13 protein-coding genes and 1 other RNA gene are annotated in these 14075 nt (G+C 37.7%); 13 read left to right on the top strand and 1 reads right to left on the bottom strand.

The genetic code is table 11. From position 1 onward, the window contains the following. The first annotated feature begins 19 nt into the window (after positions 1–19). The gene (gene eno, locus AB3M96_RS14780) at positions 20–1312 is read left to right on the top strand and encodes a phosphopyruvate hydratase (RefSeq protein WP_412968397.1); all 1293 of its coding nucleotides are present in this window, start codon (positions 20–22) and stop codon (positions 1310–1312) included. Positions 1313–1714: 402 nt separating this feature from the next. Here eno and AB3M96_RS14775 read toward each other — a convergent pair whose 3' ends face one another. Further along, a complete protein-coding gene (locus tag AB3M96_RS14775) occupies positions 1715–1840 on the bottom strand; it encodes a hypothetical protein (RefSeq protein ID WP_412968396.1) in 126 nt (41 codons plus the stop codon). 183 nt (positions 1841–2023) lie between these two features. Here AB3M96_RS14775 and secG point away from each other — a divergent pair, with 183 nt between their 5' ends. From secG to AB3M96_RS14715, 12 genes are all read left to right on the top strand, one after another. Continuing rightward, the gene (gene secG / locus AB3M96_RS14770) at positions 2024–2257 is read left to right on the top strand and encodes a preprotein translocase subunit SecG (RefSeq protein WP_412968497.1); all 234 of its coding nucleotides are present in this window, start codon (positions 2024–2026) and stop codon (positions 2255–2257) included. Positions 2258–2453: 196 nt separating this feature from the next. Continuing rightward, a complete protein-coding gene (locus tag AB3M96_RS14765) occupies positions 2454–3194 on the top strand; it encodes an alpha/beta hydrolase (protein ID WP_412968395.1) in 741 nt (246 codons plus the stop codon). A gap of 21 nt (positions 3195–3215) precedes the next feature. Beyond that, a complete protein-coding gene (gene rnr / locus AB3M96_RS14760) occupies positions 3216–5570 on the top strand; it encodes a ribonuclease R (protein WP_412968394.1) in 2355 nt (784 codons plus the stop codon). 296 nt (positions 5571–5866) lie between these two features. Continuing rightward, entirely contained in the window at positions 5867–6334 is a 468-nt protein-coding gene (gene smpB, locus AB3M96_RS14755; protein WP_412968393.1) for an SsrA-binding protein SmpB, read from the top strand. 154 nt (positions 6335–6488) lie between these two features. Beyond that, positions 6489–6827, top strand: a transfer-messenger RNA (tmRNA) gene (ssrA, locus tag AB3M96_RS14750). Between the two features lie 430 nt (positions 6828–7257). Further along, positions 7258–7584 (top strand): YnfA family protein, encoded by a 327-nt coding sequence (locus tag AB3M96_RS14745; protein WP_412968392.1) that lies wholly within the window; start codon positions 7258–7260, stop codon positions 7582–7584. A gap of 184 nt (positions 7585–7768) precedes the next feature. After that, positions 7769–8113, top strand: coding sequence for an ArsR/SmtB family transcription factor (locus AB3M96_RS14740; protein WP_412968391.1), 345 nt, complete (start codon positions 7769–7771; stop codon positions 8111–8113). Between the two features lie 14 nt (positions 8114–8127). Continuing rightward, positions 8128–9423, top strand: coding sequence for an arsenic transporter (locus tag AB3M96_RS14735; protein WP_412968390.1), 1296 nt, complete (start codon positions 8128–8130; stop codon positions 9421–9423). Positions 9424–9504: 81 nt separating this feature from the next. Continuing rightward, complete coding sequence (gene arsC / locus AB3M96_RS14730) at positions 9505–9924, top strand: arsenate reductase (thioredoxin) (RefSeq protein ID WP_412968389.1); 420 nt, start codon at positions 9505–9507, stop codon at positions 9922–9924. A gap of 242 nt (positions 9925–10166) precedes the next feature. After that, positions 10167–11621 carry a family 43 glycosylhydrolase gene (locus AB3M96_RS14725; protein ID WP_412968388.1) on the top strand — a complete coding sequence of 485 codons (1455 nt, stop codon included), beginning with the start codon at positions 10167–10169 and terminating at the stop codon, positions 11619–11621. Between the two features lie 276 nt (positions 11622–11897). Further along, on the top strand, positions 11898–12608 hold the full coding sequence (locus tag AB3M96_RS14720) for a LytR/AlgR family response regulator transcription factor (protein WP_412968387.1): 711 nt from the start codon (positions 11898–11900) through the stop codon (positions 12606–12608). Further along, positions 12605–13912: an ATP-binding protein gene (locus tag AB3M96_RS14715; protein WP_412968386.1), complete on the top strand. Its 1308-nt coding sequence runs from the start codon at positions 12605–12607 to the stop codon at positions 13910–13912. Before AB3M96_RS14720 ends, AB3M96_RS14715 begins: the two co-directional genes overlap by 4 nt. Positions 13913–14075 lie beyond the last annotated feature (163 nt).

The raw sequence follows: 14075 nt of genomic DNA, 5'->3' as shown, positions 1-14075 counted from the left end.
TCAAAGGAGAGATTTTTAAATGTCAATTATTGTAGATGTATATGCTCGTGAAGTACTAGATTCTCGTGGAAACCCAACTGTTGAAGTAGAAGTAATTACTGAATCTGGAGCTTTTGGTCGTGCTCTAGTGCCAAGTGGTGCGTCAACTGGTGAATATGAAGCTGTAGAACTTCGTGATGGCGACAAGAGCCGTTACTTAGGTAAAGGTGTATTAAACGCTGTTAATAACGTAAATGAACTAATTGCTCCAGAAATTATCGGTTTTGACGTAACAGATCAAGTTGCTGTTGACCAAGCGTTAATCGAGCTTGATGGAACTGAAAACAAAGGTAAATTAGGTGCTAACGCGATCCTTGGTGTTTCTATGGCAGTAGCTCGTGCAGCAGCTGACTTCTTAGAATTACCACTTTATCAATACCTTGGTGGATTCAATGCAAAAACATTGCCAACTCCAATGATGAACATCATCAACGGTGGTGAGCATGCAGACAATAACGTAGACATTCAAGAATTCATGGTTATGCCTGTAGGTGCTGAAAACTTCAAAGAAGCACTACGTATGGGTGCTGAAATCTTCCATAGCTTAAAAGCAGTACTAAAAGGTAAAGGCTTAAATACAGCTGTAGGTGATGAAGGTGGATTCGCGCCAAACCTTGGTTCTAACGAAGAAGCTCTTCAAACAATCGTTGAAGCAATTGAAAAAGCAGGCTATAAGCCAGGCGAGCAAGTAAAACTTGCAATGGATGCTGCTTCTTCTGAATTCTATAACAAAGAAGACGGAAAATATCATCTTAAAGGTGAAGGCAAAGTCCTTACTTCTGAAGAAATGGTATCTTTCTATGAAGACCTTGTTAACAAATACCCAATCATCTCAATTGAAGATGGTTTAGATGAAAACGACTGGGAAGGTCACAAACTTCTAACCGAACGTCTTGGTAAAAAAGTACAATTAGTTGGAGACGACTTATTTGTAACGAACACTAAAAAGCTTTCAGAAGGTATCGAAAGAGGAATTGCTAACTCTATCCTTATCAAAGTAAACCAAATCGGTACACTTACTGAAACATTTGATGCAATTGAAATGGCAAAACGCGCTGGTTACACAGCAGTTATCTCTCACCGTTCTGGTGAAACTGAAGACAGCACAATTGCTGACATCGCTGTTGCAACAAATGCTGGTCAAATCAAGACTGGTGCTCCATCACGTACAGACCGTGTTGCGAAGTATAACCAATTACTACGTATTGAAGATCAATTAGTTGATATGGCTCAATATGCTGGTAAAAAAGCATTCTATAACTTAAGAGGCTAATAAGAAAAGCGCAAGCGCCTTGAAAAAAGGAACATCAACTAAAAGCCGCCACGTCCTGTGGCGAACGTCGATGTCAGCACATCCTCGAAAATGCTGTGCATTTTCTTCGTGCGATGTCTATGCTGCCGTAGCCTTCCTTGTCCTGTGCAAGTCCGACAAGCGCTGGAACCCTGACGAGGAGGCTCGAAAAAAAGCAAAGCTTTTTTCCTGCGAGGATTAACCTCACGAAGCATTCCTTAGTGTTGCCGCCGCAGGAGGGGTGAAGCGACCTCGAGGGGCTAGGCGCTGGAGCTAGACACAAAAATCTAAGTAATAAATTATAACTTTTTTATCTAATTCTAAAATAGAAAAAACGACAAGCATTGGGCTTGTCGTTTTCTTTCTTTTTATGCTCTATGTTACTTAAGATTCCATTTTCTTATTTTGTCTTTTTTTCGTTTTTTTAGGGTCCTGAGTATTCTCACCTAAATAGTTTGGAATGTGTTTCTTAGCGGTTTTTACCATTGCATCATAATCTTGATTAATCATTATGCTCATTCCTTTCAAGGTTATCATCCTTAATATGTTCCTTTACCATGTATTTATTGATAGGATCACATGGAAAATTCCGGCGTATAAAAGTCAGAAAATGCAGTATTGTCCACAGTAGCATTTTGTGGTACATTTATTGTAACGTCATTTGCGTTCTTTCAGGAGGTGTAGTTTTATATGTTGCATGCAATCCTTGTTGCATTACTAGTAATTGTTTGTATTGGGTTAATTGTTGTCGTACTTTTACAATCTGGTAAAAGCGCTGGACTATCAGGAGCAATCTCTGGTGGTGCTGAGCAGTTATTCGGAAAACAAAAGGCTCGTGGCCTAGATGCAGTTTTACATCGCGTTACAGTTGTTCTTGCGGTATTATTCTTTGTTCTTACAATCGCTGTATCTTATTTCGAATTATAAAATTACACACAAAAGGGTTAGACAAGTATCTGTCTAACCCTTTATTTTTTAAGTGTAGTTATACTCATCAATAATGCGTAAATGAGCAAACTAAGTGAAATAGATTGATCCTGCAAGCTAGATCTTTGAATCATACATTACATACACGTAAAATAAGTATCGGATAATAGTACCTATACTAAAGGAGTTTTACATAATGAAGATTGTTGCACCAAAGCCCTTTACCTTTGAAGGTGGAGAAAGGGCCGTTTTATTATTACATGGTTTTACAGGTAATTCAGCAGATGTTCGAATGCTGGGAAGATTCTTAGAGAAGAAAGGCTACACTTGTCATGCCCCACAATACAAGGGTCATGGTGTACCACCTGAAGAACTCGTTCACACTGGACCTGAAGATTGGTGGCAGGACGTAATGAATGGCTATCAATTTTTAAAAGATAGAGGCCATAAAAGTATTGCGGTTGCCGGATTGTCACTAGGCGGGGTATTTTCCCTTAAATTAGGTTACACTGTACCTATAAAAGGTATCGTACCGATGTGTGCACCTATGCATATAAAAAGTGAAGAGGTTATGTATCAAGGTATTCTTGATTATGCTAAAGAGTATAAGCGTTTTGAAGGTAAAAGTGCTGAGCAAATTGATCTGGAAATGGAAGAGTTCCAAAAAACACCAATGCAGACACTAAAAGCACTTCAAAATTTAATTGGGGAAGTCCGGGATAATGTTGATATGATTTACTCCCCAACTTTCGTTGTACAGGCACGCCATGATCATATGATTAATACCGAAAGCGCAAATATTATTTATGAAGCTGTTGAATCAGACCTAAAAAGAATTAAATGGTATGAAGAATCAGGGCATGTGATTACCCTAGATAAAGAAAAAGAACAATTACATGAAGACGTCTATGAATTTTTAGAGCAACTAGATTGGTAAAAAGAAAGAGGAGGGCAGAAAATGGATCAAGACATACAAATCCATATTGAAAAGTTACTTGCGTTTATGAAGGAAGAAGCCTACAAACCTTTAACCGTACAAGAGCTTGAAGAAGCGTTTGGAATCGCGGATTCATCTGAGTTTAAAGACTTTGTAAAAGCTTTAGTTGTTATGGAAGAACAAGGATTAGTAGTTAGAACAAGAAGTAACCGTTATGGTTTACCTGAAAAGATGAATCTTGTACGTGGTAAGCTTACGGGACACGCAAAAGGTTTTGCATTTGTTGTTCCTGAAGACAAAGGTCAGGAAGATGTATTTATTCCACCAAATGAGCTGAAAAATGCAATGCATGGGGACATTGTACTTGTACGAATCAGTACAGAATCGTCCGGACAGCGAAAAGAAGGAACTATTGTTAGGATTATTGAACGCGGTGTGAAAAACGTTGTTGGTACATATACAGAAAGCAAAAACTTTGGGTTTGTAATACCTGACGACAAAAAAATTGTAAACGACATTTTTATCCCAAAACAGGCATCTCGTGGTGCTGTAGAGGGTCATAAAGTTGTTGTAAAGCTTGTTACCTATCCAGAAGGACGAATGAGTGCAGAAGGAGAAGTAGTAGAAATCCTTGGTCATAAAAACGACCCTGGTATTGATATCTTATCAGTTATTCATAAGCACGGTCTTCCACAAGAGTTCCCAAGAGAAGCGCTTGACCAGGCGAATAACACGCCAGATGAGATAGATCCAAGAGAAGTTGATAATCGACGCGACTTACGTGATCAAGTCATTGTTACAATCGATGGTGCAGACGCAAAGGACCTGGATGATGCAGTAACTGTTACTAAACTAGATAACGGACATTACAAATTAGGAGTTCATATTGCCGATGTAACTCATTATGTAACAGAAGGATCTCCAATTGATAAGGAAGCAAGTGACCGTGCAACAAGTATTTATTTAGTAGACCGAGTAATTCCGATGATTCCACATCGTCTATCTAATGGAATTTGTTCATTAAATCCGAAGGTGGACCGATTAACACTATCATGTGAAATGGAAGTCGATTCTGCCGGTCAGGTTGTAAAACATGACATATTCCAGAGTGTAATCAAAACAACAGAACGAATGACGTATGCCGATGTAAATAGCATTCTCGTAGATAAGGATGAGGAACTGCGTTCACGCTATGAGCCACTTGTGCCAATGTTTGAAGACATGGAAAGACTTGCTGAAATTCTTCGCCAAAAGCGTATGAATCGTGGTGCAATCGACTTTGATTTTAAAGAAGCAAAGGTACTTGTAACAGAAGATGGTACTCCAACTGATGTTGTATTACGAGAACGTTCAGTTGCAGAACGACTCATCGAAGAATTCATGTTATTAGCAAATGAAACAGTAGCTGAACACTTCCATTGGATGAATGTGCCGTTCATCTACCGTATCCATGAGGATCCAAATGAAGAAAAGCTAAGACGCTTCTTAGAGTTCATTACAAACTTCGGCTATATCGTCAGAGGTTCTGGAAATTCGATTCATCCACGTGCATTGCAGGAAGTAATCGAAGCAGTGCAAGGTAAGCCGGAGGAAATGGTTGTATCAACCGTTATGCTTCGTTCCATGAAGCAAGCGAAATATGACCCAGAAAGTGTGGGTCACTTTGGTCTATCAACAGACTTCTATACACACTTTACGTCACCAATCCGTCGTTACCCTGATTTAATTGTACACCGCTTAATTCGTACGTATTTAATAAATGGTAAAGTCGACAATGAGACACAAAGCAAATGGAAGGAAAAGCTTCCTGAAATTGCAGATCACTCCTCCAATATGGAGCGCCGTGCGGTTGAGGCTGAACGTGAAGTTGATAGCATGAAGAAAGCCGAGTACATGATGGACAAAATCGGCGAAGAATATGATGGTATTATTAGCTCCGTGACAAACTTCGGAATGTTTGTAGAGCTGCCTAATACAATTGAAGGCCTAGTTCATGTAAGCTACCTAACGGATGACTATTATCGTTATGATGAGCGTCACTATGCAATGATTGGAGAACGCACCGGGAATGTATTCCGTATCGGGGATGAGATTACAGTTCGAGTCATCAATGTAAATAAAGAAGAGCGGTCGGTTGATTTTGAGGTTGTTGGAATGAAGGGAAGCCGTCGACCACTTTCTAAGGAACAACCAAAGATTATCAAGGCCCAAAAAGGAAGAAGCCGCCGTAAATCTGGTGAAGATGATAAAAAAGATACGAACAACCGTAGTGAAAAAGATGGTGAGTGGTCAACACGCAAGCCCCGTAAGAAAAAGAAACACTACGAAAACGTTCCAAAGCAGAAAAATAAGAAAAAGAAGAAGCGAAATCGATAAAATGTGGCGGGGTGTCTCAATTTGGGGCACCTTGGCTATTGATTTGGGCGAAAAAGTGTTAAGTTTGGCGGATTATGAATTTTAATTGGGATTTATGATTTTTAATTAGCAAATACGGTTTTTAATTTCGATTTACGATTTTTAATCAGGAGATACGGTTTTTAATTAAAATTTACGGTTTTTAGCAAAAATCACGTAATTTTGCCAATCCCAACATGAACTCCACTTCCCTCCTTCTTGTGAATTCGTCCAATTTTTGCTAAAATAATAGGTACCGTCTTAAGGGGGAAGTTAATATGCCAAAAGGTATAGGCAAAGTAATCGCACAAAACAAAAAAGCAAATCATGATTATTTTATCGAAGAAACATATGAAACAGGTATCGTTCTTCAAGGAACAGAAATCAAATCACTCCGAAATGGCCGTGCAAACTTAAAGGATTCATATGCCCGCGTTCATAATGGGGAGATGTTTCTTTATAACCTGCATATTAGCCCTTATGAACAAGGTAATCGCTATAATCATGATCCACTACGTACAAGAAAGCTGCTGCTTCATAAAAAGGAAATCAGCAAACTAATTGGTTTAACAAAAGAAGAAGGATATGCACTTGTGCCAATCAAAATCTATCTAAAAAATGGATATGCCAAACTTTTATTGGGTCTTGGTAAAGGAAAGAAGAAGTACGATAAACGTGAAGACCTAAAGCAAAAAGAAGCAAAACGTGACATAGAGCGTGCATTCCGCGAAAGACAGAAAATGTAGTTTACAATAACTTACAATTGAAAAGTGCATTGCTTATGTTATAATAAGTCTTGTAGTTGACAACTGAATAGTCAACAAAAGCAAGAACACTTCATCCGAACACCCAGATGACTGGTGATTAAGTTCTCCAGGAGTCATTTTATAATGGGGACGCTACGGATTCGACAGGGGTAGTTCGAGCTTAGGTTGCGAGTCGAGGGGATCGGCCTCGTTAAAACGTCAACGCCTATAACTGGCAAAGAAAACAACAACTTCGCTTTAGCTGCTTAATAACAGTCTATAGCGGTTCCTCCCTCCATCGCCCATGTGGTAGGATCAGGGACTCACTCTAAGTGGGCTACGCCGGAGTTCGCCGTCTGAGGACAAAGGAAGAGCAAAACCAGACTAGCTGCTTGGAAGCCTGTCGATAGGCTGATAAGTTAGCGAAATGCTAATATATCGACTACACTCGTAGATGCTTAAGTCACGATATCTTTGGACGTGGGTTCGATTAGTAATTAGTCGCCTTGTGTGGTAACACACAAGTGATAATCCGGCTTTATCGGTGAAACCTAAGTCGTACTTGATACGATAAGGCAATGCCGAGCGGTATGTAGAGTAATCTAACAGCCGTGTATCGACTTATAGGCTGCCACAGTATGTGGTAGTACTAGGATGCGAAATCCTACCTGACAGGGTAAAAATTATATTTCGCATAATACGCCGGAGGACCTGTAGTTGCAGGTTCAAGATATAGTCAGTGCCATGACGAAAGCATGGAAAAGCACGTCCCACCGTCTCCACCAAATACATATATTGGTGGTTAACACACTTATTATATAAGGCATAAATTTTCCGTTTGGAAAGTTTGTGCCTTATTTTATTTTAGGAATTTTATATGATCTAATGAAGTAACTAAGTGTAAAAATCCGAGGTGTATACTAATGATTTCTGCAATTATATTATTTTTTTTAGCTGGACTAGCCGAGATAGGTGGGGGCTATCTTATTTGGTTATGGTTAAGAGAAGGTAAACCATTCTATTGGGGAATAGGTGGTGGAGTTGCATTGGCTCTATATGGTGTGATCGCTACGTTTCAAAGTTTTCCTTCGTTCGGTAGAGTATATGCAGCATACGGTGGGGTATTTATTTTCCTTTCCGTTTTATGGGGCTGGGGAATTGATAAGAAAACACCTGATTTGTATGATTGGGTGGGTGCTGGCATCTGTTTAATTGGTGTGTCTGTGATGCTATTTGCTCCAAGACATTAAATAGCATTGTCTAAGTAAAAAACTATTGAATTCAATATATAAGCAAAGTATTATATAAGTAATTGCTTATGTAGTTATTTTGTTTAAATAGAGCAACGAATATAGAAACTATATATAAAACATCATCGGTTATATAAGTAAATTATTATACGTTAGGACTTGTTTAAGTGTAGGAGGTGTACATATGAACGTATCAACAATTGAAATAGATAAAGCAGCATCAATACTTAAATTATTAGGAGATAAAACACGGCTTGCGATGGTAAGTATTCTAGACAATCATGATTGTTGTGTATGTGAATTTGTGGAGATATTCAAAACTAGTCAACCTGCAATTAGCCAACATGTACGCAAATTGAAGGATGCTCGAATTGTCCATGAAAAAAGGAGAGGACAATGGATTATTTACTCGCTTAATAAAGGTAGTGAATATTATCCGTTGGTACAAAACCTTTTAGAACATCTACCTAATCAAGGTTATAAATTACAAGAACTAGAAGAACAGGGATTGCGCATCTCGTGTGAGTAATAGGGGGAAACAAATTGACTTCAGTAGTCGTAGCATCAGTGATTTTTTTACTAACTCTAATATTTGTTATTTGGCAACCTAAAGGGTTATCGATAGGTTGGTCAGCATGTGGTGGAGCGATTTTAGCTTTACTTGCAGGTGTGGTTGATTTTAAAGATGTAATAGACGTTACATCAATCGTTTGGAATGCAACATTAACATTCATTGCCATTATTATTATTTCATTAATTCTAGATGAGATTGGATTTTTCGAGTGGTCAGCTCTTCACATGGCCAGAGCTGCAAAAGGAAATGGAGTGCGAATGTTTGTATATGTATCTATATTAGGAGCATTGGTTGCGGCATTCTTTGCAAACGACGGAGCAGCACTAATACTAACTCCAATCGTTTTGGCGATGGTTAGAAACCTTAATTTTAATGAAAAAATGGTCTTTCCATTTATCATTGCTAGCGGATTTATTGCAGATACAACTTCTCTGCCACTTGTCGTTAGTAACCTGGTAAACATCGTATCAGCAGACTTTTTTGGAATTAGTTTTGCAGAGTTTGCTTCAAGAATGATCATTCCAAACTTCTTTTCATTAGCGGCGAGTATTTTCGTTTTGTATCTATTTTTCCGTAAGTCTATTCCGAAGAATTACGATATGACTCAATTGAAAAAGCCGGTTGAAGCAATTCGAGACTTAAAAATGTTCAAACTATCTTGGATTGTATTAGGAATACTACTTATCGGATACTTTGGAAGTGAATTTACGGGTATTCCAGTTTCAATTATCGCAAGTATTGTAGCATTCTTCTTCTTACTTATGGCTAGAAAAAGTACTGCCGTAAACACACGTACCGTAATAAAAGGTGCCCCGTGGGCTATCGTGTTTTTCTCAATAGGTATGTATGTAGTCGTTTACGGATTAAGAAATGTTGGACTTACAGATTTACTAGCGAATCTTATTCAGGTAACAGCAGACCAGGGATTATTCGCTGCAACGATTGGAATGGGATTCATTGCAGCAATTCTTTCATCTGTTATGAATAACTTGCCGACTGTAATGATAGACGCTCTTGCAATAGCAGATACGAATACAACTGGTGTAGTAAGAGAAGCGCTAATTTATGCAAATGTAATTGGTTCAGATTTAGGTCCGAAAATCACGCCGATTGGTTCTCTTGCAACTCTTTTATGGTTACATGTACTTTCACAAAAGGGAGTTAAAATCTCCTGGGGAACCTACTTTAAAACAGGTATTATCTTAACTATTCCAACATTATTTATCACATTAGTGGGGTTATATATTTGGTTGCTGATTATTTAATGATTATAATGCCTAGCTTTCCAGATTAAAACTAGGCAAGCCTCACCCCAATTTGATTAAACGATAAAGGAGATATCCAATATGTCGAAAAAAACGATTTACTTTTTATGTACAGGTAACTCATGCAGAAGCCAAATGGCAGAAGGATGGGGAAAAAAATATCTAGGAGCTGAGTGGAACGTATTAAGTGCTGGTATTGAGGCACATGGTTTGAATCCAAATGCTGTTAAGGCAATGAATGAAGTGGGGATAGACATTTCCAACCAAACTTCAGATATTATTGATCCTGAAATCCTAAACAATGCTGATTTTGTAGTGACATTATGCGGAGACGCTGCAGATAAGTGTCCAATGACACCACCGCATGTAAAACGTGATCACTGGGGATTCGATGACCCTGCAAAAGCTCAAGGGACTGAAGATGAAAAATGGGCAGTGTTTCAAAGAGTTCGTGACCAAGTCGGTGATAGAATTAAACACTTTGCTGAAACTGGTGAATGATTAAAAGTAGAGTTAAATAATAAAAAAACTGGCTTATAATCCGTTATAGGCCAGTTTTTTATTTGGGTTATTACGGTACTACACTTCGGTTGTTCATAATAACTCCTTTATTTTATATATATAAATAGTTAATTTAATGTTACTTTTATAAATAACTAAAATAAAGCGAGCAGTTTGACCTTAAATGCAAAGCTGAAGTTAGATAATGTAAATCAACCTATTAAACAAGGAAGTCTAAAAAAATGAAAAAACAAGTGTTTAATCCATACCTACCAAGCTATGAATATATTCCTGATGGGGAGCCTTATGTCTTTGGAAACAGAGTGTATGTATATGGTTCTCATGACCGATTTAATGGAAAACTATTTTGTATGAATGATTATGTGTGCTGGTCTGCGCCCGTCGATGATTTAAGTGACTGGAGATACGAAGGAGTAATTTATCGGAAAAACCAGGATCCTATGAACAAGTTGGGGATCTTTCAATTGTATGCACCCGATGTAGCCAAAGGGCCGGATGGAAGGTATTATCTTTACTATGCTCTTAATTTCTTTAGTAAAATTGCTATTGCTGTATGTGATACACCTGCAGGTGCATATGAGTTCTACGGATATGTGAGTTACCCAGATGGTACAGTCCTTTCCTCAAAAAAGGGAGATCCGTTTCAGTTTGATCCGGGCGTCCTTGTTGATGATAATGGGAAAGTTTATCTATATTCAGGTTTTGCTCCTAAAAAGGATGTACCTGCAATTATCACAGGAGGCAGAAAGCGTTCATTTTATGGTGGATATGTCATTGAGCTCGATCCAGATATGAAGACAGTAATTAGAGAGCCGAAGCTCCTTTTTAATAAAGTGGGCGAAGCAGAAGGAACTGGATTTGAAGGCCATGAGTTTTTTGAAGCGAGTTCGATTCGAAAAATAGGAGATACCTATTACTTTATCTACTCTTCGATAAACGGACATGAACTTTGTTATGCAACAAGCAAGAATCCAACTGGTGGATTTGTATATGGAGGGACGATTGTTAGTAATGGTGATCTTTACATAAATGGCGGTAGCGATGATAAAGACGCTTATAATTATATTGGTAACAATCATGGTAGTATTGTAAAAATAAAAAACCAGTGGTATGTCTTTCATCATCGACAAACCAACAGACACCACTACTCTAGACAAGCCCTTGCTGAGCCAATTGAGATCAAAGATGATGGTTCTATTCCACAAGTAGAAATGACCAGTTGTGGACTAAACAACGCCCCCCTTCGTGGGAGAGGTGAGTACGAAGCAAGAATTGCATGCCACCTAATGTCAGGTAATGGTGCAGGTAGATATGGTGTCTATTTTGGAAATATAACTTTTAGAGATCATCCATATTTTACTCAAAGTGGTAAAGACAGAAATAACAATCCAGATCAATATATTGCAAATATGAGAGATGGAGCAGTAGCCGGATTTAAATATTTTATGATGCAAGATACACAAGAAATCTCTATTCAATGCCGTGGAAATGCTAGAGGGTATATCACTGTATCACTAGCTCTCCACTCAGAACCAATTGCACGTATACCGGTTTCACCAAGTAAGAATTTTACTCTTTTCACAGATAAGATAACGATAGAAAATGGTAAACAGGCACTTTACTTTACGTTTAAAGGCAGCGGGAAGTTGGACTTTCTATCTTTTGTTTTGAAATAGTATGTTAATTGGCGAGCTAAAGTATTGCTCGTCTATTTTTATTCATAAACGGCGACATAATTAAATCGATAGCCTTTTGTTAGATACTAACAAATTAGTGAAATGGCTTGTTCCTGTAACAAATCTAGTATAATATGACTTTATCTTTATTCATAATAAGCCTCACTTCTTTAAGTGGCGGGATGAAGTAATAATGAAATATTTATTTTATTGGGGAAAAACACTGGCAAACTATATTCTTACATTTAACAAATCACCAGTGGAAGGTGGTACTTTATGATACGAATTGCAATAGTCGAAGACGACATTAGTTATAAGGAACAGTTGATAGAGTTTCTTCATCGGTTTGAAAAAGAAATAGGTGAAAAGATAGAAACAGAGACTTTTTCCGATGGAGATGAAATTGTTGAGAACTATCAAGCGCAATTTGACATTATATTGATGGATGTTCAAATGCGTTTTATGGATGGAATGTCAGCTGCAGAAGAAATTAGAAAAGTGGATTCAGAAGTGGTCATTATTTTTATTACCAATATGGCTCAGTATGCAATCAAAGGATATGCCGTTAATGCCTTAGATTATGTGTTAAAACCGATTTCTTATTTTCAGTTTTCACAACGCTTGCATCGCGCAATTGATCGAATGAAAAAGCGGGAAGATCATTATTTAACGATTCGAGTAAAAGGTGGAGTACAACGCTTTAGGGTTTCTGAAATTTATTATGTTGAGAGTCAAGGACACAACCTTATTTTCAGTTCGAAATCGGGAGAGTTTGTTACGTCAGGAACCATGAAGGAATTAGAAACCCAATTATCAAGTTTTAGTTTTTTTCGTGGAAATAAAGGCTACTTGATAAATCTAGAACATGTAGAAGGAATGAACGATAGCTGTGCGATAGTAGGGGGAAAGGAACTCCTTATTAGCCGGAATAAAAAGAAAGCGTTTATGGAAGCCTTAACTCATTATTGGGGTGAGGTGATTAAATGAACGATGTTCTTCCTGATATCCCTAGATTATACACGGCATTAGCTGAGTGGCTAGCTTGTATCGTATATATATCAATCTTAGCAAAGAAATTAACTGGTTGGAGATTGGTTGTTTTTTCGAGTGGAGCCCTCATAGTTCAATCTGTTTTTTTAGTATTAACAAAGGATTTATCAATCGTTTTTTGGATTCCAAGTATGGTTACAGCCATGGGGATGATGTTTCTTCTCATATATTTGAGCTGCGATATAAGTATGATTGAAGCAGGGTATTTTAGCGTTAGAGCGTTTGTTGCCGCAGAATTTGTAGCTTCATTAGAATGGCAGGTGCATTTCTTTTTTTGGAAAGGTGAAAAAAATGACATATTCCTAGAGCTGTTACTATTATTTTTTGTGTATGCCATTCTTTTTGTATCAATATGGATGCTAGAAAGGAGACATATCCCAACAGAGAAAAAGCTAAATATCAGGGTGCGGGAATTTTGGTCAACCGTGATCACCGGGGCTGCGGTATTTGGAATTAGTAATTTGAGCTTTGTAACTTCTAGGACACCTTTTAGCGGACAGTACGCACAAGAAATACTTAATATTAGGACCTTAGTTGATCTGGGAGGACTGTCGATCCTATATGCGTACCATTTACAAATAAATGAACTGCGAACTAGACACGAACTTAAGGCTGTACAAGATATACTGCAGAATCAATATGCCCAATATCAACTATCAAAAGAAAGCATAGAAATTATTAACTATAAATACCACGACTTAAAAAATCAAATTATCGCGCTTAGAGCAGAAGAAAATACTGATAAGAGAAATGAATTTTTAGAGAAGATGGAAAATGAAATTAAGTTTTATGAAGCACAAAACAAGACAGGAAATCATGTTTTGGATACGGTCCTTACAAGTAAGAACCTCCACTGTATTAAGAATGATATTACTTTGACCTGTGTAGCTGACGGTAAATTGCTTAACGGTATGGATGTAGTTGACATCTGCACCATCTTCGGAAATGCGCTGGATAATGCGATCGAGTATGTTCAACAAATCAATGAGATTGAAAAAAGATTAATACATGTTTCGGTTTTTACTCAAAAAAAATTCCTTATGATTCGATTTGAAAATTATTTTGAAGGAGAGCTTAAACTAGAAGCAGGCTTACCAGTGACTACTAAGAAGGATTCGTTTAATCGTGGCTATGGACTAAAAAGTATTCGGTACACTGTTCAAAAGTACGATGGTGTGGTTAGTGTGGTTAAAAAAGACAATTGGTTTGAACTGAAGATATTAATGCCACTATTAACCTAGTGTTAAGGTTTATAAAAGTGAAAGTAAAACCATGTGGGGCTTGGATTATGTGAGTAAAGTGCATATCCAAGCCTCTTCTATTTTTTAACTTACAGTTCATGCAAAAATACCAACAGTTTATGCGGGCTTTTCTCCATGAAGAAATTTATATGTTACGATTTCG

This window comes from Ferdinandcohnia jepli (assembly GCF_047246645.1).
Lineage (GTDB): Bacteria > Bacillota > Bacilli > Bacillales > Bacillaceae_L > Ferdinandcohnia.
Note: the sequence above shows the minus strand (reverse complement) of the source record. Positions and strands in the feature narration are given on the sequence as shown.

Coding starts and splice junctions, on each gene's coding strand:
- AB3M96_RS14715 (WP_412968386.1), top strand. CDS start 12,605: ATGAACGATGTTCTTCCTGATATCCCTAGATTATACACGGCATTAGCT.
- AB3M96_RS14775 (WP_412968396.1), bottom strand. CDS start 1,840: ATGATTAATCAAGATTATGATGCAATGGTAAAAACCGCTAAGAAACAC.
- AB3M96_RS14725 (WP_412968388.1), top strand. CDS start 10,167: ATGAAAAAACAAGTGTTTAATCCATACCTACCAAGCTATGAATATATT.
- eno (WP_412968397.1), top strand. CDS start 20: ATGTCAATTATTGTAGATGTATATGCTCGTGAAGTACTAGATTCTCGT.
- AB3M96_RS14745 (WP_412968392.1), top strand. CDS start 7,258: ATGATTTCTGCAATTATATTATTTTTTTTAGCTGGACTAGCCGAGATA.
- rnr (WP_412968394.1), top strand. CDS start 3,216: ATGGATCAAGACATACAAATCCATATTGAAAAGTTACTTGCGTTTATG.
- AB3M96_RS14720 (WP_412968387.1), top strand. CDS start 11,898: ATGATACGAATTGCAATAGTCGAAGACGACATTAGTTATAAGGAACAG.
- AB3M96_RS14765 (WP_412968395.1), top strand. CDS start 2,454: ATGAAGATTGTTGCACCAAAGCCCTTTACCTTTGAAGGTGGAGAAAGG.
- arsC (WP_412968389.1), top strand. CDS start 9,505: ATGTCGAAAAAAACGATTTACTTTTTATGTACAGGTAACTCATGCAGA.
- AB3M96_RS14740 (WP_412968391.1), top strand. CDS start 7,769: ATGAACGTATCAACAATTGAAATAGATAAAGCAGCATCAATACTTAAA.
- smpB (WP_412968393.1), top strand. CDS start 5,867: ATGCCAAAAGGTATAGGCAAAGTAATCGCACAAAACAAAAAAGCAAAT.